Raw genomic sequence first — 22,181 nt, 5'->3', positions numbered from 1 at the left:
GCCGTCTTTTCGACCCTGACCCACGGCACAACGCCGCCTCAAGAATGCATTCGAGAGCACGCGTGTGCGTGTAATGACGCGAGAACAGGAGAGAGTCCATAACCACCGAATTCCATCAGCAGGTCATCAATGAATTCCGAGCCAACCGCGGCCGCGTCGGCGGATTCTTCGAGGGCGCCCGGCTGATCCTGCTCACCACTACCGGAGCCAGAACCGGGCTCCGCCGCACCACCCCGCTGGGCTACCTGCCCGACGGGGGTACGGGGCGCAAGATCATCATCGCCTCGGCAGGGGGCGCGCCGCGCCACCCCGCCTGGTACCACAACATCCTCGCCGACCCGCGGGTCACGGTCGAGGACGGCGTCTTCACCTACACCGCCGAGGCCCGGGTGCTGCGGGGCGACGAGCGCGACCGCATGTTCGCCCGCGCGGTCGAAGCCGACGCGGGATGGGGCGAGTACCAGGTCAGGGCCGAACGGCTGCTGCCCGTCATCGCGCTTGAGCCGCTTGAGGGGAGCCCGCCGAACCTGCCGCCCGGCGACGGCCTCAAGGCGATCCACGACGCGTTCCGTAGGGAGCTGTCCCTGGTGCGGGCCGAATTCGCCGCCAGTGGGCCAGGGTTGCTCGGCGCGCAGCTGCGCGTCAACTGCCTCACGGTCTGTCAGGGGCTGGACCACCACCACGCCATGGAGGACGGCGGCATGCTCCCCGGTCTGCGGGCGCAGCGCCCCGAGTTGGCGCCGGTCCTGGACCGGCTGGGCGCCGAGCACAAGGTCCTGGAGCGTCTGCTCCAGGACCTCCAGTCCCGCATATCGGATATCTCCGGCCGCGATGTCGATGCGGATCAGGCGCTGGCCGACGTCGACAGCCTGATCGCCGCGGTGGAGGCGCACCTCGACTACGAGGAAGAACAACTGATCCCGCTCCTGAACGGCGCCATCTCCTGATGGCCGCGGCAAACCTCGCGTGCCCAGTCCACGACCACGAAAGGAAGACAGCAGTGCCCACCACCTTCCGCATCGACGCCACCGTTGATGAGCGAGCCGCCGTCCGTGAACTCATCTCCACATGGCCGCCGGCCATCGCCGACATCCCGGCCGACGCCGACACCACCCATCTTCTCCCCTGCACCGGGGGCGTCCCCGGGGACTGGGTCGATGCCGACCGCCGGGGGATATCGGCGGGCGTGCTCATGTACGTACACGGCGGCGGGTTCCGCTTCACCAACCCGGACGCCGAACGCGTCCTGACCCACCGTCTCTCGCGCGCTACCGGCCGCCCCGGACTGCGCGTCGACTTCCGCCTCGTCCCGGACCACCCCTTCCCGGCGGCCATCGACGATGTGACGGCCGCCTACCGGAGCTTGCTCAACCAGGGTGTCCCCGCGTCGCGGATCATCCTGGTGGGGGAGTCGTCGGGTGCGACGCTCCTGCTGTCGTCGCTGCTGGTGCTGAAGGAGGAGGGAACCGCTCTGCCGGGCGGGGCGGTGGCGGTCTGCCCGCTGACAGACCTCACCTTCTCCAGTCCGTCGATGACAGCGAACGAGGGCAAGGACGTCATCAGCGGAGCGATCGGCGGCACCCTGGCCGCGGATTACCTGAACGGGGCCGCCCCCGACGAAGCCCCGCAGTCACCCGTCTTCGGTGACCTGCATGGCCTACCGCCCGTCCTGCTGGTCGCGGGAGGCGACGAACTCATGCTGGACGACGCCCGTCGATTCGCCGACGCTGCTGCGGCGGCCGGTGTCGAGGCGACCCTCGACATCTATGAAAGGATGCCGCACGCGTTCCACGCGGTGATCCTCAACGAGGCCATGCCGACGACCGGTACGACCTTCCTCTCCCGCCTCACGACCTGGGCCGACCACCTAGACAGCGGTGCGTGAGGGTACCTCCTGAGCTCTCACCGTCGTTGACGCCAACCTCTCCGTTGATCTCGGCGATACCGACCGAATTCTGTCGGGTATTCCGTCGCTATCGCCGAGATCAACGGAGAGGGTGAGGCGGAAACCGGCATCGCGCGTAACAGCTCAGTGGCCCCCACCGTCGGGCGGCAGGCGATCACCGCGCTCCCGCAAATAGGCGGAAAGCTCGGCCGCTCCCGCCAGCATGGCGTGACCGCGCGAGGTGAGTCGGCCGCGCCAATCCTTCAGCGCGGACTCCAGGGGCTCCAGCCCTCCGGCGGACCGCACCTGCTCAAGCAGTGGAGCGATCTGATTCAGCAGGTACCCGCCGCGTCTGAGCTGATGGGCGAGGTGCGCATCGCGCACGTCGCCAGGAAAATAGACGCGATAACCGGTCGCGGGGTCGCGCCGCGGACGGATCAACCCGGCCCGCTCCCATTTCCGCAGGGTGGCGGGCCGGATCCCGAGTTGCCGGGCCAGCGGCCCGACGAACATCGGCCCCGTTCGGGTCGACGAGGGGCGGTCGGACGGCTGCTCCAGGTCCCCAAGGGCATGCTCGACGGCCTTGAGGGTCTCCCGATCCTTGAGCAGCTGCGCGTGGCTCTCATCGATCATCGTGAGAGCGTTTTCGACATCCCCCTCGTCCACGGCCCGCATGATCGCCGTCGCCGTGGGGTGGCCGTGCGCGGGCACGAGAGCCACAAAGACGCGCAGCGCCCGGGCGTGCAGAGGGCCATAGACCCGATAACCCGCGGGCGTGCGTTCCGCTGGCGGGAGAATGCCCGCCTCCTCATAGTTCCGCACCGCCTGCGTCGACAAGCCGTGCTCACGCGCGAGGTCGACTGGCCGAAGCCGCTCCCGGTGCATGTTTCCCCCCGTTGAGACTTTTTCTGCGTCTTCCGCGATAAATCGACTCCAACATTACACTGGAGATTCAAGGATACGGTTTAAGGAGTAGCGAATTCATCGAAGAGAACAGGGCTCGAAATGACGACTCGTCCTTCCATTCACGACGCCGGTTGGGCCTACTCCGACGACACGAGCTTCCAAGCGGCGCTCGCGTCGTTTCTTGACGCGCTCCCGACTCGGCCGCGCCTCCTGGGCCTCGGCGAGCCCATGCACGGGGAAGAGGCGTTTCCCCAGCTGCGTAACCGGGTTTTCCAGTACCTGGTCGAGCACGAGGGGTACCGGTCGATCGCTATCGAGAGCGACTGCGTGGCCGGTCTGATGGTCGACGACTACATCGCGGAGGGAGCGGGATCGCTCGACGACGTGATGAAGCGCGGCTTCAGCCACGGCTTCGGAAAATCGGCGGCCAACCGCGAACTCGTCGAGTGGATGCGCGATTACAACCAGGGCCAGCCCGGCGACGACCGCCTGCGCTTCTTCGGATTCGACGCTCCGACGGAGATCACCGGCGCGCCCAGCCCCCGCCTGGTCCTCACGGCGCTGTACGACTACCTTGCGCCCCACGTGGACATCGACCGGCGGCCGTGCACGTTCGACGCCATCGACGCCTTGATCGGTGACGACGAGCGCTGGACCCATCCGGATGCCATGATGGACCCGTCCCAGTCGGTGGGTTCCTCCTCAGACGTCGCGAAACTCCGCCTCATCACCGATGACCTTCTGGCACTCCTCACGTCGGAGTCCCCGCATCTGGTCTCCGCCACCTCACCCGCCGACTGGCGGCTGGCCCATTTCCACGGCCGCACCGCAGCAGGCCTGCTCCGCTACCACGCCACAATGGCCGACACGTCCCCCGCTCGCTGGCAGCGGCTGATGAGTATGCGCGATGCGATGATGTCCGACAACCTCAACGCCATCGCCGCGAACCAGGCCCGGCAAGGCCCGACCCTGGTCTTCGCCCACAACCTTCACCTCCAGCGACACAGGAGCGACTGCCAGATGGGCGACCAGACCCTGGAGTGGTGGAGCGCCGGGGCCATCATCGACCCACGGATCGGTGATCACTATGCCGTCATCGCCTCGGCCTTGGGCAGCGCACAGCACCACGGCGTGGACACTCCGGGCGAAGACACCGTTGAAGGGATTCTGTGCACCCTCCCGGAGGACCACTATGTCCTCGACTCCCGTCGCTTGGCCGCGGCACTGGACGCCACGGAATCCGAACCCATTCGGCGCCCCGATCAGAGGACCGGCGACGGCTACTTCTTCGCCTTGGACCCCGACCACCTGGCGGAGACCGATGGAGTGATCTTCACAAAGAACATCGCTTCCAGCTCCGCCTAAGCCGACCTCGCGTCGTTATGCGTCTCCCGGAACGCGCGGCACGACTCACCGGCCGGGCAGACGCAAGAGCGGACCGAACCGGGGCATCGGCCGGTGGGGCCGGTCGAGCTTGATGGTCTACCGCCCCCGCCTCGGACACGTGCGGGCGTCCGGGGCCAGATACTGTCCGGAATCGGCCGTTGACCCCACGCTCCCTCGCGGGGCAGGCTCGTGCGCATGCGCTCCGGCGCCCATAATTCCGTCGTGAAGATGGAGGCGACCCCCCATGCCCACGTCCTTTGACGGCACTCCACCGGACCCGCCCACCCAGCTCTTCACCTGGGGACGGATCAGATGGCGGGTCTCCGCGCGCACGGTCCCCGGCACCGCGGTCACGGTCGGCGATGTCGTGGTGTTCCCTGGCAAGGGGCATGAACGCCACCTGCATAAGGGCTCCGACGAGGTCATCTACGTCCTGTCCGGAACGGGGGAGCAGACCGTGGGCGATAGTCCCGCTTTCCCCATCGCGGCCGGGGACACCGTGCACATCCCACGCGGCGTCCCGCGCTCCACCCACAACGCCGGGTGGGACGTGCTGCGGCTGGTCGTCGTGTACGGACCGGCCGGAGCCGAGGAGGAGCTGCGCGCCGCGCCCGACTTCCGCGAGGTTCCGGCGGACCGGAACCCAGCGATGGAGAACGCGTGAGCGGGCGGGACGGCCGCGCCGTCGCGGTGCTGGGCACCCTCGACACCAAGGCCGCCGAGTGCGGGTACGTACGCGACCGGCTCCTGCACGCCGGGCTGCGGCCGGTCGTGGTCGACTGCGGGGTTTATGAGCCCGATGCATCGTGCTCGGTCGCGCCCGATGTTCCGCGCACCGAAGTGGCCCGGGCCGCCGGTCACGACACCGCCGCGCTGGCGCGCGCGGGCAACCGCGGCGCGGCCGTGACCGCCATGGCCGAAGGCGCCCGGGCCACTGTGCTGCGCCTGCGTGCCGAGGGGCGACTGGACGCGGCCTTGGCGGTCGGCGGCACCGGCGGCACTTCCATCGCCGCGCACGCGCTGCGCGCCCTGCCGCTCGGTGTGCCCAAGGTCGCCGTCTCCACAGCGGCCTCCGGTGACACCCGCCCCTACGTCGCCGAAAGCGACCTGGTCCTCATGCCCAGCGTTGTGGACGTGGCGGGGCTCAACTCGGTGTCGGCCAGGATCCTGGCCAACGCCTGCGGCGCTGTCGCCGGGATGATGGCCGCCCCGCCGCCCGAATACCGTGCCGCCGGACCCGCCGTCGCGGCGAGCATGTTCGGCGTCACCACCCCGGCAGTCACCCGCGCGCGGCGGCTGCTGGAAGAGCGCGGCCGCGAGGTCCTGGTGTTCCATATGACCGGTATCGGCGGGCGCACCCTGGAGTCGCTGGTCGACCAGGGCGCGCTGAACGGCGTGCTGGACCTGACCACCACCGAGCTGGCCGACGAGCTCGCCGGCGGGGTGATGTCGGCCGGTCCGACGCGGCTGACGTGCGGCGGGCCCGGAACGCCGCGGGTGGTATCGGTCGGCGCCCTGGACATGGTGAACTTCGGTGCCGCCGACACGGTGCCCGAGAGGTTTGGCGGTCGGCTGCTCCACGTCCATAACCCGGCGGTCACCCTGATGCGGACCTGCGCGGAGGAATGCGCGCAGCTGGGCGCCCGGCTCGCCGAGCGCGTGGCCGCGCTGGAGGCGCCCGCTGCGGTCGTGCTGCCGCTGCGCGGTATCTCGGCGCTGTCGGTGGACGGCGGTCCCTTCCACGCCCCGGCCGCCGACGCCGAGCTGTTCGCGGCGGTGCGTGCCGGGCTGGAGGGCACCGGGGTGCGCCTGGTCGAGCTTGACACGGAGATCAACGACCCGAAGTTCGCCGACACCGCGGTCGGCCTGTTGGATGACCTGATGCGCGCGTCCGCGCACACGAAGGGGGACTGAGACATGGCGGGGATTCCCAGAGAGCGCATCCTGGAGCGCCTGCACGCCAAGCGGGCGCGCGGCGCCCCGATCATCGGAGGCGGCGCCGGCATCGGGCTGTCGGCGAAGTGCCAAGAGGCGGGCGGTGCGGACCTCCTGGTCGTCTACAACTCCGGCCGCTACCGGATGGCGGGCCGCGGCTCCCTAGCCGGGCTGCTCGCCTACGGCAACGCCAACGAGATCGTCGCGGACATGGCGCGCGAGGTGGTCACGGTGGTGCGCGACACCCCGGTCCTCGCCGGAGTCAACGGCACCGACCCCTTCTACGACCCCGACGAGTTCCTGCCGCGCCTGGCCGCGCTCGGCTACTCGGGGGTGCAGAACTTCCCCACCGTGGGACTTATCGACGGCGTGTTCCGCGCCAACCTGGAGGAGACCGGGATGGGCTACGCCCACGAGGTCGAACTCATCCGCCGCGCCCACGCCCTTGACCTGTTCACCTCGCCCTACGTGTTCTGCGCGCAGGACGCCGCCGCCATGGCCGAGGCGGGGGCGGACGTCATCGTCTGCCACCTGGGCCTGACCGTCGGCGGAGGCATCGGCGCGCGAACCGCGCTCACCCTGGAAGAGTGCGCGCAACGCATCGACGCGTGGTCAGCGGCCGCCCGCGACGTGCGCGGCGACGTCATGGTGCTGTGCCACGGCGGCCCCATCGCCGAGCCGGACGACGCCGCCTTCATCCTGCGCACCTGCGAGAACGTCCACGGCTTCTACGGCGCCTCGTCGATGGAACGCCTTCCGGTCGAAGAGGCCCTGACGGCGCGCACCCGGGCGTTCACGGAGCTCACGCTGTAGGCGCGTGTCCACAGGGGCGGCCGCATGGCGGGTCAGCCGACGGAGTCCAGGACCTCTTCGGCGGCGGTCAGGGCGCGCTTTCGCATTTCCTTCTCGGACACGACGGCGTCCCGCATGTCCGTGCCGGTGCGAGCGTCATAGGTGAGGTCGAGGTGGGCCTGCCCGTCGATAAGCCGGAGCCGGATCCGTTTGCCGTCCTCGTTGGTCTCGAAGAACGCGTAATCGCCGAGCTCGACGTCTGGGTCGGCCTTCTCCTTGTAGTCCTCCAGGGACCACTCGGTGATCGCCGGCTTCGGATAGATGTCCAAGTCGTAGCTGAACGAAAAGGCCTCACCGGGATCCATGTTCACGCCGACCCACATGCACGACATGCTCAAGTGGTCGAGCTTGTCCAGGTCCCCGGCGTCGGGCTTACCGAGGTCGGCACCGCTCTTCTTGAGGTCCTCTCCGAGGAGTTCGACCAGGGTCTTCCCCGACACGGACGTGCAGGCGTCCTCGGGGGCGAGGTCCATGGGGTCCTTGACGTCGATGTCCGGAGCCGCGGACTCCTTCTGCTCGGTGGTGGCGTTGTCGTCGCCGGAATCGGCAGCCTGGGCCTGCTGATCGGCCGGTTCGTCGGGCGAGCCGCAGCCGGCGAGCATCAGCGACGCTGCCAGGCTCCAGGCGATGAACCGTCCGGCGGAGGGGAGAGGACGAGGGGAGTGCAAACCAGGTTCCTCGATCTGTCTTTTCGGGGTGTCTCGGTGCGGCCGGTGCATAACGGCATGAATCGGCCGCAGGGAATCCTAGATGCCAGATCGGCCGCACTCGATTCGCCCCTCGGCGCCAGTCCCGGACAGGCGCCCCCGCTAGCCGTCGGCCTGTGTCCTGCGGTCGCCTCGCTGCGGCTCGCATTTCGCCCGGTCCTCTCGGCGGCACGGACCATCCGCCTCCACGGCAATGGCAGCTCAGCGTGTGGGTGCGTCAGGGCCGGAACCGTTGAGGTCGCTGGTGCGCAGCTCGTCGCTCTCCTCGTCGGTGGGACGGGCGAGAAAGTCCTTGACGGAGTCCACGGGGAGCTTCTCGTTGACCTTCGTGTACACGGCCTTGCCCGCGTTGTTGACCTGCGCTCCCACCAGCCCCGCGGTCTCCTGAACGGCGGGACTCTCCGCGATGCGGCGAGCGGTGCGCGCGATCTGCTCGTAACGGGCTTTGCCTGCCTTGGCCCCCAGGACGTAACCGATAGCCAGGCCTGCGGCGAAGGTGATCCGGTAGCGCATGGGTCCCTCTCGGCGTCACTCGTGCTGATCCGACGGTGCTGATGTATACGACGTTACCGCGTGCGCCGTTCGCGGCCAGGGACGTCGCCGAGCGCGGCGTACCCTGGGCCTGACCTGCGACAAAACAATGACGACCCGGCCAGCGCCCGCAGTTCGCATTCGCGCGTGCCCCACCCCACAGGGGTGCGGGGCCTAAAACGTGTCACGAGCACCCCGGAAAGTGCGCTAATGTATTTCACGTCGCCAGGGAGCGCAGGCCCCAGGGCGACACGGAGCACGATCCCGCGTAGCTCAATCGGCAGAGCAGCCGGCTGTTAACCGGCAGGTTACTGGTTCGAGTCCAGTCGCGGGAGCATCCACTGACAGGAGCCCACCGGCATGCCGGTGGGCTCCTGTCGTTGCGTGGGAGGTGTGCGCTCGGGCCGCTCCGCGGTCCCGCTGGGCGGCCCGGCGGCATCCCAGGCATACCGCTGCCCGCACGGGCGCGTTCGCGGCCGCCGCTCAGCCCTTCCCCAGCCCGCCGGGCGACCGGTGCCGAGGACGATGACCGGCGGCACCGGAACGCGGAGCGGAGTCGGTCACCAGTGCTCCGCACTGGTCATCTGGCTCCACGTCGGCAGGGCCAGGGCTCCAGGCCGCAGTTCCGCCGCCAGGTGGGCGGGAAAGGTCAGGGGCGCCGCCTTGGCCGGATTCGCGACCGCCTGCTCGACCACCGCGCTCGCGATGGCGTCTCCCACGTTCAGCCGGGGGAAAACCGCGTGCACGTCGGCGATGTACTCCTTGGCCAGGGCGTCGCGTGGCGGCCCGAACAGGTCGCAGCCCGCTCCCGCGTGGGTGAAGGCGATCTCCGGGCTTTTGCGTTCGGCGATGCCGACGGAGGTGTGCAGGGCGATGGCGTCCCACACCACCGTGACGCGTTCCGCATCGACACCCTCCTCTCGGAGGAAGCCCGCTGCGCGGTCCGCCCCGTCCACCTCGAAGCGCTGTCGGTTGTCACCCGTCCCTGCCAGGCCGAGGTCGTGCAGGACGCAGCCCAGGAACAGCAGCTCGTCGTCGAAGTCGCGTCCGGCGCGCAGGCCGTGCCCCTCGGCGAGGGCACGGCCGAACAGGTAGGTGCGTGCGCTGTGGTTGGCCAAGAACAGCTCCTGGGCGTCGGTGACGAACCGCCAGGCCGCTCGGGTCAGGGTGGTGTCGGGGCAGTCGAATCTGGTGAAGAGATCGCTCATACCTAACGATCATGCTGCGGTCGTCCGCCCCGGCCCAGTGGCCAGAATGCCACAGGGTGCTAAATTCTAGCCATGACGAGCGTGGAGAGAGTCGTGGCGGTTTTGGCGGTGGACGGTGTGGTCGGCTTCGACCTGTCGGTTCCCTGCCAGGTCTTCGGGATGGCCGCGGACGCGGGTGAGCGGCCCCGCTACGAGATCCGGGTCTGTGCCCTGCGGCCGGGCCCAATGGCGACGGCCGAACAATTCGGCGCGTTCTCCTTTCACCCGTCCTGGGGGTCCGACGCCCTGGGACAGGCGCACACCATCGTGGTCCCCGGGTACGAGGGGTTCCTGGACGAGCCACCCGAAGACGCGGTCGCGGCGCTGCGCAGCGCCGCCAAGAGCGGAGTGCGTATCGCCTCGGTGTGCACCGGAGCCTTTCTCCTCGCCGCCTCCGGCCTGCTCGACGGCGGCCGGGCCACCACCCACTGGCGGTACGCGGCCGAGCTCGCACGCCGCCATCCAGCCGTCGAGGTGGACCCGGCGGTCCTGTTCGTCGACAACGGCCAGGTGCTGACGTCGGCAGGCGTGGCTTCCGGCCTGGACATGTGCCTGCACCTCGTGAGCCGGGACTATGGCGCCTCAGCGGCGGCGGCCACCGCCCGGCGCCTGGTGATGCCCCTGCAGCGAGGGGGCGGGCAGGCGCAGTACCTGGATCACGAGCCGCCCCCGAGCGAGGGGGCCTCGGCGGGCCTCCAGCCGACGCTGGAGTGGATGGAAGCCAATCTCGACCGCCCGCTCGGCCTGAAGGACATCGCCCGGCAGGCCGGCCTGAGTGTGCGCAGCCTCAACCGGCACTTCCGCGAACAGGTCGGGACGACTCCGCTGCAGTGGCTGCTGCGGGCGCGTGTCCACCGGGCCCAACGCCTGCTGGAGACCACCGACCTGGCCGTGGACCGGGTCGCGGAACGGTCCGGCTTCGGTTCGGCGGCCACCCTGCGCCACCACTTCTCCCGGGTGGTCGAGACGTCGCCGCAGTCCTACCGCCGGGCCTTCTCCCTGACCACCGCGTCGGATGACTGATGGCAGGCGGTCGGTGCCGGGGGAAAAGCGGGCGGGGCTATCCCCGAGGGGGAGAATCCGCTCGATCTGCGGGAGGTGCTCCCAGCTGTAGCGGTCCCGTGGAGACGGACCCCCGCCTCAGGTCACGGGTGCGGTGGTGTTCGGGCCGATCGGGATCACGAGCGGCGTGCCGGACACCGGTCGGGGATGACCGTGGAGGCCAGACCGCAGTCCTCGGCCACCAGGGCGGGGGTCAGGACCTCGGCCGGGGCTCCGGACCTCGACCGCCGTACCGTCGCGCGTGGCGACGCGCTGGTGGCGTCGGGGGCCGCGAGGTCGAGGTCGTGCGGCACCATCACGACGTCGATGGTGAAGTCTGGTACACGTCCGTGAGCCTTCAGGGCGCCGAGGGGATCTGGGACGACCTGACCGAGGCTGTCGGGGCCGACGCTTGACCGACCCACCGCTGACGTCGCGCTCCGCGGCGCCGGGGGCGGGGGCGGGACGCGGGGAGACCGGCGGACCGCTGGCCGCGCCGCCCACCCCGGTTTCGAGTGGGAGGTCTCCAGCGGCCGCGTCAGTTCTTCCGGGCGACGCCGCCGCAGATGAGCAGACGCGTCGTGGAAGACATCGAGTAGGCCCCCGGTACGCGAGCCTGGGGCGGCAGGGGCCGCCAGTCCTCCAGCGGCACCAACCCCGGCTCGACCAGCTCCCAGCCGCAGAAGTAGGACAGGATCTCCTCCCGATCGCGCCAGCGTCCGGTCCCCAGTTTGTCGATGAAAGCCCGTTCCAGGCTCAGCGCTCGGTCGTGCTCCCCCGGGTGGACCTGGCGCTCGGGCTTGGCGAAATGGCTGATGGTGAGGAAACTGCCGGGCGCGAGCGCGTCGCACAAATCCCGGGTGACGCCTCCTGGATCCTGATCGTCGGACAAGTGGTGCAGGATTCCGCCGAGCATCAACCCGATGGGCTGGTTGAAATCGAGGAGTTTTCGCGTTTCGGGCGCGGTGAGGATGTCCTCGGGACGCAGGAGATCGGCCGTGATGACGTCGGTCGTGTCAAGGTCGGAGAGGATCGCTCGCGCGTGGGCGAGCACAATCGGGTCCTTGTCGACGTAGACGATGTGGGCGTCCTTGTCGGCCTCGTGGGCGATCTCGTGCACGTTGGCTTCGGTCGGCAGACCCGAGCCGATGTCCAGGAACTGCCGGATGCCTCGCTCGGTGGCGAGATAGCGGACCGCGCGCTGGACGAACGCGCGGTTCCCCATGGCGATCTCGTTGACGCCGGGCACGATCTCGGCGGCGTAGTTCGCCATCTCCCGGTCGACCTCGAAATGGTCCTTCCCCCCCAGGAAATAGGAGTAGACCCGGGCGATGTTCGGCTTCGTCATGTCGACCTGCTGGGGCGGATTGTACTTTGCGCCCAGATGCTTCAGGAAACGGGGGGTCTCGAAACGGGTCATGGCCGTCCTCGACGGGCGGTTAGGAGAGTCGGCGTTAACCCTCCGGATTGTATTGCTCGCCCTTACCTTCAGTCACCGTTTTCGGGTCCTTCGTCCGAGAAAAAGAGGGACTCAATGCTCTTACCCCCTCCTGACGTGGGTGCTAACAGCGTGTGCGGCTCGGAAAAAGTTGGCGCGGTCGGCGCCGTACCGAGCCGCAACCCGGACCCCAACGCCACCTGGCGTTCCCGGCGTGCGACGCGGTGACCAGCCGCGGCCACGGCTGCGAGGCCACGGACACCGCGGCCGCGCCGTGACCACCCCCTCGACGGTCATGGCGCGGCCGCGTTCCCGGAAAAACGGCCGCTCTGGCGCGTCAGATCCGCGGGATCCCGGTGTAGTTCTCGGCAAGATGGGTCGCGGCGGCTGGCGAGGTCGTGATGTGCCGGAGGTGTGAGAGTCGCAGCCGGTCGTCGAACGCGTCGTCACCTGGCTGGGCGTGCAGCAGCGTGGTCATCCAGTAGGAGAAGTGCATGGCGCGCCAGACCCGGCGCAGGGCCGTGCCCGAGTAGGCGTCCAGCAGTCCGCTGTCGCCGTGTGTCTGGTCGGCGATCAGCGCCTTCGCCAGCACCATCACGTCGTTGATCGCCAGGTTGAGGCCCTTGGCGCCGGTTGGCGGGACGATGTGCGCCGCGTCCCCGGCGAGGAAGAGCCGTCCGTGCCGCATCGGCTCGGTGACGAAGCTGCGCATCGGCGTCACGCCCTTGTCGGTGATCGCTCCGCGCTGCAGCTCCCAGCCGCCCTCCCGCAGGGCGAGCCGGGTGGACAGCTCCTCCCAGATCTGCTCGTCGGACCAGTCAGCCGCGTCCGTGCCGTTGGGAACCTGCAGGTAGAGGCGGCTGACCGACTCCGATCGCATGCTGTGCAGCGCGAAGCCGTGGGGATGGTGCGCGTAGATCAGCTCGTCGCACGAGGGCGCGACGTCGGCCAGGATGCCGAGCCAGCCAAACGGGTAGACCTTCTCGAACGTGCGGACCACGTCGGAGGGCAGGGAGGCCCGACCGATTCCGTGGAAGCCGTCGCAGGCCACCACATAGTCGCACTCCAGGACCTGCTCCGCGCCCTCGTGGGTGAAGCGGATCCGCGGCCGGTCGGTCTCGGCGCCCTCGATGGCGGTCGCCTCGGCCTCGAAGATCAGCTGCCCGCTGTCGTCCGTGCGCCGCGCGATAAGGTCGCGCACGATCTCGGTCTGCGGGTAGAGGCGGACGCTGCGGCCGGTCAGGGCGGCGAAGTCGATGCGATGCGACTCTCCGTCGAAACGCAGGTCAATGCCTTCGTGCCGGAACCCCTCGCGCTCCATGCGCTCGCCCACACCGGCGGCGTTCAGCGCTTCGGCCACGCCGTGTTCAACGATGCCGGCGCGCTGCCGCTGCTCGCAGTAGGCGCGGTCGCGGCGCTCCAGCACGACGGATTCGACGTCAGCGAGGTGTAGCAGATGGGAGAGGAAGAGGCCGGCGGGTCCGGCCCCGATGATGCCGACGCGGGTGCGCATGGGGGTCCTCGGTCTTTCTAGATTCATCCGGAGGTGGGGTGACTGGCGTCGATCATCTCGGATGACCGACGGGAAGGCAGGGGTGGGGAGGCAGGGCCGGGGCGCCGCGGAGCGCTGGGGTGGTGGCGCGGCGGGGGGAGGCCCCGAGGCTAGGCGGGTCTCGCCTGTCCGTCCTCAAGTTCCGCGAGCACCTGCTGGGCCACGCCGAACGCCTTGTTCGCTGCCGGCACGCCACAGTAGATCGCTGCCTGGAGAAACACCTCGCGGATCTCCTCCGCGGTGAGCCCATTGCGCACGGCGGCGCGCACGTGCATCGCCAGCTCGTCCCAGTGCCCCTTGGCGACCAGGGCCGTGAGCACCATACAGCTGCGCGTCCGGCGGTCCAGCCCCGGCCGCGTCCAGATCTCGCCCCACGCGTAGCGGGTGATGAGGTCCTGGAAGGGCTCGGTGAAGGGGGTCGTCTTCGCCTCGGCCCGATCGACGTGTTCGTCGCCGAGCACAGCGCGGCGCACCGCCATCCCGGCGGCGTGCCGGGCGTCGTCCTCGTGCGGGGCACTGTCCCGCGTGCTGTCCTGGTCCATGGGGTCCATATCCGGCTCGGTTCTCCTCTGAGGTGCGCGGGTTATGAGGTGTGCGGGTGGGGCGTCGCGGCCGCGAAGTGGTCGAGCAGTAGCCCGTTCACCTCGTCGGCCTGCTCCCAGCTGGCGAGATGCGCGGCGTCGGGCACGACGCGCAACCGGGCCCCGCCGACCCCGGCGGTGATGCGCTCGGCGTGCTCCGGCGGCGTGGCGGGGTCCTCGGCACCGGCGATGACGAGCGTCGGCGCGGTGATCGCGGCCAGGTCGGACCGCAGGTCCATCCGCTCGATGGCCGCGCAGCAGCCCGCGTAGCCCTCCGCTGGAGTGGACGCGACCATGGCACGCATCTGGTCCACGACGCCGGGCTCCCGCTCAGCGAAGCCGGGGGTGAACCACCGCCCGACCACGGCGTCGGCGACGGCTCCCGTCCCCTCCGTCCGCACCGTCGCCGCCCGTTGCGCCCAGGCGTCGGCCGGGCCGAGCAGCGCCGACGTGCACAGCACGGCCAGCCGTTCGACGCGCTCGGGTGCGTGCGCGGCCAGCCACAGGCCGGTCATGCCCCCGATCGAGAGCCCGGCGAAGCGCACCCGATCCGCGCCGAGGCGGTCCAGCAGCCGCAACACATCGCCACCGAGGTCCGCCATCTCGTACGGCCCGTCGGGAACCGGCGACCCGCCGTGCCCCCGGATGTCGTACCGGACCACCCGGAAGCGCGCGGCCAGGGCGGCGACCTGGGGTTCCCACATCTCCAGCGTGCTGCCGAGCGACCCCGAGAGCACCACAACGGGCGCCTCCGGCGGGCCGTCGACCGTGGAGTGCACGTCGATGCTCATCCGTGTTCCGTTTCCTCCGCCAATTGCTCGTTCTCGTCCGCCACGCGGGACCGGTGGGCGGCGATCGCCCGATCGATGAAGAGGTCGGCGGAGCCGAGGTATCCCGCCGGGTCCAGGAGCGCCGCGACCCGCGCCGCGGTCCGGCGCCCGTCGAGGCGTTGGGTCAGCACGTCCGCCAGGTCGCGGCCGGACTCCACGGCCTCCGCGCACGCGGCCTTCACCAGGTCGTGCGCGGGCAGGCGGCCGAGGTCGGGCGTGAGGTCGGTGGTGACGCGTTCGGCCAGCGGGAGGCCGCCGGTCAGGTCGAGGTTCTGGCGCATCCGCTCGGGATCCACCCGCAACCGCTCCACCGACGTGCGCAGCCAGGCCACCGCGGATCCCGTCACGCGCAGCAACTGGGCCATCGGCAGCCACTCCGACTGCCACGCGCCCGCCGCTCGCTGGTGCTCCTGCGCCTGGGCGGCGTACAGTGTCGCGGCCAGCCCCGCCGCCTGCCCGGCGCAGGCCCGGGCGGACACCGCAGCCACCGGATTGCGCTTGTGCGGCAAAGTGGACGATCCCCCGACTCCGGCTCCGCCCGCCTCGACGACCTCACCGACCTCCGTCTGGGCCAGCAACACGATGTCGCCCGCGATTTTCCGCACCGCTCCGCACATCCGCGCCAGCGCCCCGGCGAGTTCGGCGATCGGCCCCCGGTCAGTGTGCCAGGGCAGCACCGGCTCGGCCAGCCCCAGCTCATCGGCGAACGCCGCCGTGACGCACGGTCCCGCATCCCCGAGCGACGCCAGCGTCCCGGCGGCCCCGCCGAGTTGCGCCAGAGCGGGCGCGTTGACGCGCCGCGAGGCGGTGCCGATCGTCTGCAACCAGCCCGCCGCCACCAGCCCGAAGGTGGTGGGCAGCGCCTGCTGGAGCAGGGTCCTGCCGGGCATGAGGGTGGAGCGGTGCCGGTCGGCGAGGGCGGCCAGGCCGTCGGCCACGGCATCGGCGTCCGCCCGGATCACCGCGCTCGCGCGGCGGCTCACCAGCACAGCGGCGGTGTCCATGATGTCCTGGCTGGTCGCCCCGTAGTGCACATGGCGCGCGGCGTCGCCGCCCACGGCCCCGGTCAGTTCGCGTACCAGGGGCACCACCGGGTTCCCCGACGCCGCCGCGGCCTGACCGATCCCGCCCGCGTCGAAGCGCTCGGGGACGCAGCACGCCGCGATCGCCTCCGCATGCGTCGCGTCGATCACACCGGCCCGCGCGCAGGCCCGCGCGAGCGCGGCCTCGGCGTCGAGTAGTGCGCGCAGCCACGCCGCGTCACCGACCTCCGCGCCGACGCGGCCGTGCGCGTACATGCCGCCGAACAGCCCGCCGGCCGCGTCGCCGGGCGCGTCTGCTACCCCTGTCACCTCGACTCCTCGCCTGGTTCTGTGCTGATGTGCTCTCCGCGTATCGCTCAGCCGGCGATCACGGCAAGAGCCGCGATTCTGTCCTGTTATGCCCCCGCCCGGCCCGCGGTCATCGGCGGAACAGGGCGGGTACCCGCGGATAGTGGCCGCCCAGAGCACCCCTCAGCACTCTCTTCTGCGCCCTAGATGTCGAAGAAGACGGTCGCGTCTTCCCCTTGCAGCCGGACATCGAAGCGGTAGCCGCCGTTTTCCTCGTCCACACGCGCGATGAGGGTGGCGCGGGCCGCTGGGTCGTCGATGTCGGCCAGCACGGGGTCAGCCGCGTTCGCCTCGACTTCGTCGGGGAAGTAGACGCGCGTGACGGTGCGGTGCAGCATGCCGCGCGCGAACACCGACATGTCGATGTGCGGGGCCTGCGGGCCGTTCGGCCCGGGGACCGGGCCCGGCTTGAGGGTGAAGATCGCGTAGTCCCCATCGCCGTCCGTCGGGCAGCGGCCGAACCCCCGGAACCCGGGACGGGCCACCGGGCCGCGCGGGTCGTCGGGGTGGTCGAAACGGCCTTCCGGGTCGGCCTGCCAGGTCTCGACCAGCGCGTCGGTCATTGGTTCACCCGCCCCGTCGTACACGGTGCCGCGGATCCAGATCCCCTCGGCCGTGCCCTCCTCGGCAGCGAAGGGGCCGTCCGGCCAGGGCAGGCCGATGTGCAGGTAGGGGCCGACCGTCTGGGACGGTGTTGTGGGAAACGTCGGCGTGGCGGGATCCCCCGGTGTGCTGCGCTCCATCAGTCGTCGTCCTCCTCCGACTCGAAGACGGTGGCCTCGCGCCCGCGCAGGACGATGTCCCACTCGTAGGCCAGCGCCCACTCCGGCACGGTGTTGGCGTAGTCGAAGCGCGCCACCAGCCGCTCGCGCGCCTTCTCGTCCGGGATCGCGTTCCACATCGGGTCCTGGAAGAACAGCGGGTCGCCCGGGAAGTACATCTGCGTGACCAGCCGCTGCGTGAAGGCCCGTCCGAACAGGGAGAAGTGGATGTGGGCGGGCCGCCATGCGTTGTCGTGGTTCTTCCACGGGTAGGCGCCGGGCTGGATGGTGACGAACCGGTAGCGCCCCTCGGCATCGGTCAGGGTGCGGCCCACACCGGTGAAGTTGGGGTCCAGCGGGCACGGCCAGTTGTCCATCACGTGCCGGTACCGGCCGCCCGCGTTGGCCTGCCAGATCTCGATCAGCGAGTGCGGCACCGGGCGGCCGTCGCTGTCGCGCACCTGCCCGTGCACGATGATCCGCTGGCCCACGGGCTCGCCGTCGTGCTGGCGGGTCAGGTCGTGGTCGAGTTCTCCGACCCGGTCCTCGCCCAGGACCGGCCCGGTGATCTCGGTCAGCATGTGCGGCAGCAGCTTCAGCGGGCGGCTGGGGTGCCGCAACGCGGTGCTCCGGTACCCCGGGTAGTCGAGCGGGGGATGGACGTCGCGGTCCCGGACATAGCCGGGCACCTCCACGCCGCCCGCATGGCCCGCTCCGGCCTTCTCTTCGGTAGGACGGCCGCCGGATGCGTCGGATGAAGCGGCTGCTTGGGATGTCATCGGTTGTCCTCCTCTGCGTGCAGCACGACGGCGAGTCCCTGCCCGACGCCGATGCAGATCGCGGCCAGCCCCCAGCCCCCGCCGCGTCGGCGCAGCTCGTGGGCGAGCGCCCCCAGGATCCGCGCCCCGGAGGCGCCGAGCGGGTGGCCGATCGCGATGGCGCCGCCGTTCGGGTTGACGATCTCCGGGTCCAGTTCGGGCCAGAGCTTTAGGCAGGCCAGTGCCTGGGCGGCGAACGCCTCGTTCAACTCCACCGCGGACAGGTCGGCCCACCCGATCCCGGCGCGGCGCAGCGCGGTCTCCGCCGCCTCCACCGGGCCGATGCCGAAGCGGTGCGGGTCGACCCCCACCACGCCCCGCGACACGATGCGCGCCAGCGGTGTGATGCCCGTGGCCTCGGCGGCCGCCGCGTCGCCGATCAGCAGGGCGGCGGCGCCGTCGTTGAGGGGCGAGGCATTGCCGGCGGTGATGGTGCCGTCGGCCCGAAAGGCCGGCTTGAGCCCGGCGAGCTTCTCCCGCGACGTCTCCCGGATGCTCTCGTCGCGCGCCAGCTCCACCCCCGGTACACCGACGACTTCGGCGTCGAACACGCCCTTGGCCCAGGCGGCCGCGGCGGCGGAGTGGCTGCGCAGCGCGAACGCGTCCTGCTCGGCGCGGCCGATGCCGTGCAGCTCGGCGATCTGCTCGGTGGACTCGCCCAGGGACGCGGTCCACTCCTCGGGCATCCGCGGGTTGACCATCCGCCAGCCCAGCGTGGTGGAGTACAGCGTCTCGTGCCCGGCCGGGAAGCCCTTGGTCGGCTTGGGCAGCACCCAGGGCGCGCGGCTCATCGACTCCACGCCCCCGGCCACGATCAGTGACGCGTCGCCGACGGCCACCGCGCGGTTGGCGGTGATGACGGCCTCCAGGCCGGAGCCGCAGAGCCGATTGAGGGTCGCGCCGGGCACCGACGTGGGCAGCCCGGCGAGCAGCGCTGCCATGCGCGCCACGTTGCGGTTGTCTTCCCCGGCGCCATTGGCGTCGCCGAAGTAGACGTCCTCGACGGCGGCCGGGTCGAGCCCGGGCGCGCGCTTCAGCAGGCCGGCGATGGCGTGGGCGGCGAGGTCGTCGGGGCGGGTCGCGGCGAGCGCGCCGCCGTACTTGCCGAACGGTGTGCGCACCGCGTCGAGGACGAACGCGTCGGTCATCAGGTCTCCATCCTCCCGAGGGGTGAGGTGTGCCGCGCCTAGGATCGCGTGAGGCCCCGCAGCGCCGCCAGCTCCGCGGGTCGGGGCTCGGGTGTCGTGGTGAGGTCGGGGGAGACGGACAACTCCCAGCCGGTGGCGGCGTGCACGTCGCCGAGAGCGACGCCGGGGTGCACACTCACCAGGGTGAGCTCGCGGGTGTCGGGGTGGGGTTCGAGGACGCCCAGGTCGGTGATAACGCGGGTGGGGCCGGCGCCGGGCAGTCCGAGGCGATCGCGATCGCCCGGGCCCCGGCCGTGGCCGACCGAGGTCACGAAGTCGACGGACTCGACGAACGTGCGCCTGCTCTGCCGGACGATGACCACCACCTCGCGGCAGGAGGCGGCGATCTCGGGGGCGCCTCCGGCACCCGGCAGCCGCACGGCGGGATCGGTGTAGTCGCCGATGACGGTGGTGTTGATGTTCCCGTAGCGGTCGATCTGCGCGGCTCCGAGGAAGCCGACGTCGATACGTCCCGGCTGCAGCCAGTAGTTGAAGATCTCCGGCACCGACACGACGCTGTCGGCGGTCTCGGCGAGGATGCCGTCGCCGATGGACAGCGGGAGCGTGTCCGGCGCGGCCCCGAGGGTGCCCGACTCGTAGATCATCCACAGGCCGGGCGCGTGTGTGCGTCGGGCGAGGTTGGCGGCGGTGCTGGGCAGGCCGATGCCGACGAAGCAGGCCATGGCGGAGGTGAGGGTGCGCGCCGCCGTGACCGTCATGATCTCGTCGGCGGTGTAGTCCGCCTCCGCCGCGGCCGTGCCCGCTCCCGCACGGGGTCCCCCCGCTCCTGGCGACGCCGCCGCGTTTGGCGTCGCGGTGTCGCTCCCCGTGGTGTCCTGTCTCATGAACTCACCTGCTCTTCCCGGTCGGCGGGACGCGTGCTGGCCAGGTCGTCGTCGAGCCACCTGCTGAAGCGCTCGCGATCCCGGCTGATGGTGTCCCATGCCTGGTAGGCGGCGTTGTCGCGGGCGTAGTATCCGTGCGCGTACGACGGGGCGGCCCCGCCGGGAACCTCGGCGACGGCGGTCACGACGCGCGCGGGCAGCATCACCTGGCCGGGCACGGGTGTGAGCTCGTCGACGACCTCCTCCACGGTGACCAGCGAGCGCCGGGCGGCGAGCACGGCCTCTTTCTGTACTCCGGTGATACCCCACAGCTGGACGTTGCCCGCGCGGTCGGCCCGCTGCGCGTGAACGATGGTGACGTCAGGGGTGAGCGCCGGGACGGCCGTGAGTTTCTCGCCGGTGAACGGGCAGTCGATGGGGGCGATCTCGGTCGTCCGCCCGACCAGGTCGGTGCCGAGGTAGCCGCGGAGCACGGCGAAGGGCAGCCCGGAGGCCCCGGCGACGTAGCGGTTGGCCATGCCCGCGTGGCTGTGCTCCTCGATCTCCAGCGGGACCGGCCACCCATTCTGTACGGCGTCGCGGAAGCGGTGCAGCGAGCCCACGCCCGGATTTCCGCCCCAGGAGAACACCAGTTTGCGCGCGCATCCGGCGCCGATCATCTGGTCGTAGACGATGTCCGGGGTCATCCGCACCAGCGTGAGGTCGCGCAGGCCCTGCCGGATGATCTCGTGGCCCGCGGCGACCGGGATGAGGTGGGTGAAGCCTTCCAGGGCGACGGTGTCCCCGTCGTGGACGAGCTCACGGATCCCTACGTCCAGCGGCAGGATCATGTGCTCACCATCTCCTGTTCGTATAGCGAATGGATGTTCTTAGAACGAACACCTCGCGGCAGACGTTAGCGCCGCGTGCACAGCCGGTCAACCGTGTGTATGGGAAACGAGCCAGGAAGACGCAGGTCGGCGCCGCGACAGCGCACTTGGGCGCAGATGGGGGCGCGGAGCGGACGTAACCGGGGGTGAAAGGCGGAGGGGTGGCGGTCAGCCGCGGGACGCGATCTCCAGGTCCGCCTCGATGCGGGCCGCCATGGCGAGCAGAGGCGGCAGCAGATCGCGTCGCACGTCCTCGGCCGACCTGCGGCTGGCGTGCGCCGAGACGTTGGTGGCCGCGATCACCTGCCCCTGGCGGTCCCGGATCGGCACCGCCACCGCCCGCAGCCCCTCCTCCAGCTCCTGGTCCACTATGGCCCAGCCCTGACTGCGGATCTTCTCCAGCTCGGACCGCAGCCGGTCGGCCGAGGAGATGGTGCGGGAGGTGAGCGGGTCCAGGCGTACACGCTTGAGGTAGGACTCCAGCTCCGCCGGAGGGCGTCCGGCCAGCAGCACCCGGCCCATGGAGGTGGCGTAGGCGGGAAAGCGGGTGCCGACGTTGATCGACACCGTCATGATCCGCGATGTCGCCGCGCGGGCGATGTAGACGACATCGTCGCCGTCGAGGATCGACAGCGAGGACGACTCGTGCACTTCGGCCGCCAGCCGCTCCAGGTGCGGCTGGGCCACCTCGGGCAGGTCGGCCGAGGAGAGGTAGGCGTAGCCGAGCTCCAAAACGCGCGGGGTGAGCCGGAACAGCCGCCCGTCGCTGCGGATGTAGCCGAGGTCGGACAGGGTGAGCAGGAAGCGGCGGGCCGCCGCCCGCGTCAGTCCGGTGGCTCGGGCGACCTCACTCAGCGTCATCGCCGGGGTCTGCGCGGAGAACGCCCGGATGACGGCCAGGCCCCGATCCAGCGACTGCACGAAGTGTGCGCCACGGGCCTGCGGCTCTTCCGGGGTCGCTCCGGTGGTCATCGTCGACTGCTCCTGACTCACGTGACATCGCCGCGGCATTGGCCGCCCGGCAGGGGGTGTTCAGCGATGTTCTCATACCGAACAGGGTGTCCGTACAGCCTCGCGCCGCACGGCGTCGGACGATCGTTCCAGGTCGGAAACGGCCGCGGAGCGGAGGCGAGGCGGCCGTCACAGTGTTGGGCTCGTCTCACTCCCTCGCGGCCAATATCGCCATCCGGCGGCGGTGGCGAACGCCGCCGGATGTGCGACGATCAGGAAGGTCGCGCCGGTCAGGGCCGCCATCGTGGACGGGTCATCCTGCCATCCGATTCATTGGTTCCCTCTTCGCGGTGGATTCACGGTGGGTCAGGTGCCCGTTTCAACCCGAAGTGTTGGGTTGACGACACAATGGCGATCCTCTACGTTCGCGACGAGAACGCCAGTTCGCAAAGCGCACATGACTGACTT

General features: G+C 70.5%; 23 protein-coding genes and 1 tRNA gene. 8 read left to right on the top strand and 16 right to left on the bottom strand.

What is annotated here, in order from left to right; translation table 11 throughout:
• The first annotated feature begins 98 nt into the window (after nucleotides 1–98).
• Together ABD259_RS08665 and ABD259_RS08660 are read left to right on the top strand one after the other, a co-directional pair.
• On the top strand, nucleotides 99–947 hold the full coding sequence (locus ABD259_RS08665; protein WP_344161501.1) for a nitroreductase/quinone reductase family protein: 849 nt from the start codon (nucleotides 99–101) through the stop codon (nucleotides 945–947).
• 53 nt (nucleotides 948–1,000) lie between these two features.
• A complete protein-coding gene (locus ABD259_RS08660) occupies nucleotides 1,001–1,885 on the top strand; it encodes an alpha/beta hydrolase fold domain-containing protein (protein WP_344161412.1) in 885 nt (294 codons plus the stop codon).
• A gap of 144 nt (nucleotides 1,886–2,029) precedes the next feature.
• Here ABD259_RS08660 and ABD259_RS08655 read toward each other — a convergent pair whose 3' ends face one another.
• Nucleotides 2,030–2,770 carry a TioE family transcriptional regulator gene (locus ABD259_RS08655; RefSeq protein ID WP_344161409.1) on the bottom strand — a complete coding sequence of 247 codons (741 nt, stop codon included), beginning with the start codon at nucleotides 2,768–2,770 and terminating at the stop codon, nucleotides 2,030–2,032.
• Nucleotides 2,771–2,890: 120 nt separating this feature from the next.
• Between ABD259_RS08655 and ABD259_RS08650 the strand changes: the two genes are divergently transcribed.
• From ABD259_RS08650 to ABD259_RS08635, 4 genes are all read left to right on the top strand, one after another.
• Nucleotides 2,891–4,156 (top strand): erythromycin esterase family protein, encoded by a 1,266-nt coding sequence (locus ABD259_RS08650; protein ID WP_344161406.1) that lies wholly within the window; start codon nucleotides 2,891–2,893, stop codon nucleotides 4,154–4,156.
• A 265-nt stretch (nucleotides 4,157–4,421) separates the two neighbouring features.
• A complete protein-coding gene (locus tag ABD259_RS08645; protein WP_344161403.1) occupies nucleotides 4,422–4,841 on the top strand; it encodes a cupin domain-containing protein in 420 nt (139 codons plus the stop codon).
• Complete coding sequence (locus ABD259_RS08640; protein WP_344161400.1) at nucleotides 4,838–6,091, top strand: Tm-1-like ATP-binding domain-containing protein; 1,254 nt, start codon at nucleotides 4,838–4,840, stop codon at nucleotides 6,089–6,091. The genes ABD259_RS08645 and ABD259_RS08640 overlap by 4 nt, the downstream gene beginning before the upstream one ends.
• Nucleotides 6,092–6,094: 3 nt before the next feature.
• Complete coding sequence (locus ABD259_RS08635; protein ID WP_344161397.1) at nucleotides 6,095–6,925, top strand: phosphoenolpyruvate hydrolase family protein; 831 nt, start codon at nucleotides 6,095–6,097, stop codon at nucleotides 6,923–6,925.
• Between the two features lie 32 nt (nucleotides 6,926–6,957).
• On the opposite strand, the gene ABD259_RS08630 is transcribed toward ABD259_RS08635, so the two are convergent.
• Nucleotides 6,958–7,632, bottom strand: coding sequence for a hypothetical protein (locus tag ABD259_RS08630; RefSeq protein ID WP_344161394.1), 675 nt, complete (start codon nucleotides 7,630–7,632; stop codon nucleotides 6,958–6,960).
• A 240-nt stretch (nucleotides 7,633–7,872) separates the two neighbouring features.
• Entirely contained in the window at nucleotides 7,873–8,184 is a 312-nt protein-coding gene (locus tag ABD259_RS08625; protein ID WP_344161391.1) for a hypothetical protein, read from the bottom strand.
• Between the two features lie 280 nt (nucleotides 8,185–8,464).
• Here ABD259_RS08625 and ABD259_RS08620 point away from each other — a divergent pair.
• A tRNA-Asn gene (locus ABD259_RS08620) sits at nucleotides 8,465–8,537 on the top strand.
• Between the two features lie 225 nt (nucleotides 8,538–8,762).
• Here the strand turns inward: ABD259_RS08620 and ABD259_RS08615 are convergent.
• On the bottom strand, nucleotides 8,763–9,410 hold the full coding sequence (locus ABD259_RS08615; RefSeq protein WP_344161388.1) for an HD domain-containing protein: 648 nt from the start codon (nucleotides 9,408–9,410) through the stop codon (nucleotides 8,763–8,765).
• 72 nt (nucleotides 9,411–9,482) lie between these two features.
• Here ABD259_RS08615 and ABD259_RS08610 point away from each other — a divergent pair, with 72 nt between their 5' ends.
• On the top strand, nucleotides 9,483–10,472 hold the full coding sequence (locus tag ABD259_RS08610) for a GlxA family transcriptional regulator (protein WP_344161385.1): 990 nt from the start codon (nucleotides 9,483–9,485) through the stop codon (nucleotides 10,470–10,472).
• A 155-nt stretch (nucleotides 10,473–10,627) separates the two neighbouring features.
• Here ABD259_RS08610 and ABD259_RS08605 read toward each other — a convergent pair whose 3' ends face one another.
• From ABD259_RS08605 to ABD259_RS08550, 12 genes are all read right to left on the bottom strand, one after another.
• Nucleotides 10,628–10,915, bottom strand: a complete 288-nt coding sequence (locus tag ABD259_RS08605; protein WP_344108043.1) for a hypothetical protein — start codon at nucleotides 10,913–10,915, stop codon at nucleotides 10,628–10,630.
• Nucleotides 10,916–11,028: 113 nt separating this feature from the next.
• On the bottom strand, nucleotides 11,029–11,910 hold the full coding sequence (locus ABD259_RS08600; RefSeq protein ID WP_344108045.1) for an SAM-dependent methyltransferase: 882 nt from the start codon (nucleotides 11,908–11,910) through the stop codon (nucleotides 11,029–11,031).
• Nucleotides 11,911–12,265: 355 nt separating this feature from the next.
• A complete protein-coding gene (locus ABD259_RS08595; protein WP_344108047.1) occupies nucleotides 12,266–13,441 on the bottom strand; it encodes a 4-hydroxybenzoate 3-monooxygenase in 1,176 nt (391 codons plus the stop codon).
• Between the two features lie 149 nt (nucleotides 13,442–13,590).
• Nucleotides 13,591–14,031 (bottom strand): 4-carboxymuconolactone decarboxylase, encoded by a 441-nt coding sequence (gene pcaC, locus ABD259_RS08590; RefSeq protein ID WP_344108050.1) that lies wholly within the window; start codon nucleotides 14,029–14,031, stop codon nucleotides 13,591–13,593.
• Nucleotides 14,032–14,063: 32 nt separating this feature from the next.
• Nucleotides 14,064–14,852, bottom strand: a complete 789-nt coding sequence (gene pcaD, locus ABD259_RS08585; RefSeq protein ID WP_344108052.1) for a 3-oxoadipate enol-lactonase — start codon at nucleotides 14,850–14,852, stop codon at nucleotides 14,064–14,066.
• Nucleotides 14,849–16,189: a 3-carboxy-cis,cis-muconate cycloisomerase gene (gene pcaB / locus ABD259_RS08580; RefSeq protein ID WP_344108140.1), complete on the bottom strand. Its 1,341-nt coding sequence runs from the start codon at nucleotides 16,187–16,189 to the stop codon at nucleotides 14,849–14,851. The genes pcaD and pcaB overlap by 4 nt, the downstream gene beginning before the upstream one ends.
• A gap of 236 nt (nucleotides 16,190–16,425) precedes the next feature.
• The gene (gene pcaG, locus ABD259_RS08575; protein WP_344108054.1) at nucleotides 16,426–17,025 is read right to left on the bottom strand and encodes a protocatechuate 3,4-dioxygenase subunit alpha; all 600 of its coding nucleotides are present in this window, start codon (nucleotides 17,023–17,025) and stop codon (nucleotides 16,426–16,428) included.
• A complete protein-coding gene (gene pcaH / locus ABD259_RS08570) occupies nucleotides 17,025–17,822 on the bottom strand; it encodes a protocatechuate 3,4-dioxygenase subunit beta (RefSeq protein WP_412759468.1) in 798 nt (265 codons plus the stop codon). The genes pcaG and pcaH overlap by 1 nt, the downstream gene beginning before the upstream one ends.
• Nucleotides 17,819–19,009, bottom strand: a complete 1,191-nt coding sequence (locus ABD259_RS08565) for a thiolase family protein (RefSeq protein ID WP_344161382.1) — start codon at nucleotides 19,007–19,009, stop codon at nucleotides 17,819–17,821. Before ABD259_RS08565 ends, pcaH begins: the two co-directional genes overlap by 4 nt.
• Before the next feature lie 38 nt (nucleotides 19,010–19,047).
• Nucleotides 19,048–19,767, bottom strand: coding sequence for a CoA-transferase subunit beta (locus ABD259_RS08560; protein WP_344161498.1), 720 nt, complete (start codon nucleotides 19,765–19,767; stop codon nucleotides 19,048–19,050).
• A gap of 122 nt (nucleotides 19,768–19,889) precedes the next feature.
• Nucleotides 19,890–20,723, bottom strand: coding sequence for a CoA transferase subunit A (locus ABD259_RS08555; RefSeq protein ID WP_344161379.1), 834 nt, complete (start codon nucleotides 20,721–20,723; stop codon nucleotides 19,890–19,892).
• A gap of 207 nt (nucleotides 20,724–20,930) precedes the next feature.
• Nucleotides 20,931–21,734 (bottom strand): IclR family transcriptional regulator, encoded by an 804-nt coding sequence (locus ABD259_RS08550; protein ID WP_344108061.1) that lies wholly within the window; start codon nucleotides 21,732–21,734, stop codon nucleotides 20,931–20,933.
• Nucleotides 21,735–22,181 lie beyond the last annotated feature (447 nt).

The sequence above is a fragment of the Nocardiopsis rhodophaea genome, assembly GCF_039530945.1.
GTDB lineage: Bacteria > Actinomycetota > Actinomycetes > Streptosporangiales > Streptosporangiaceae > Nocardiopsis_C > Nocardiopsis_C rhodophaea.
Note: the sequence above shows the minus strand (reverse complement) of the source record. Positions and strands in the feature narration are given on the sequence as shown.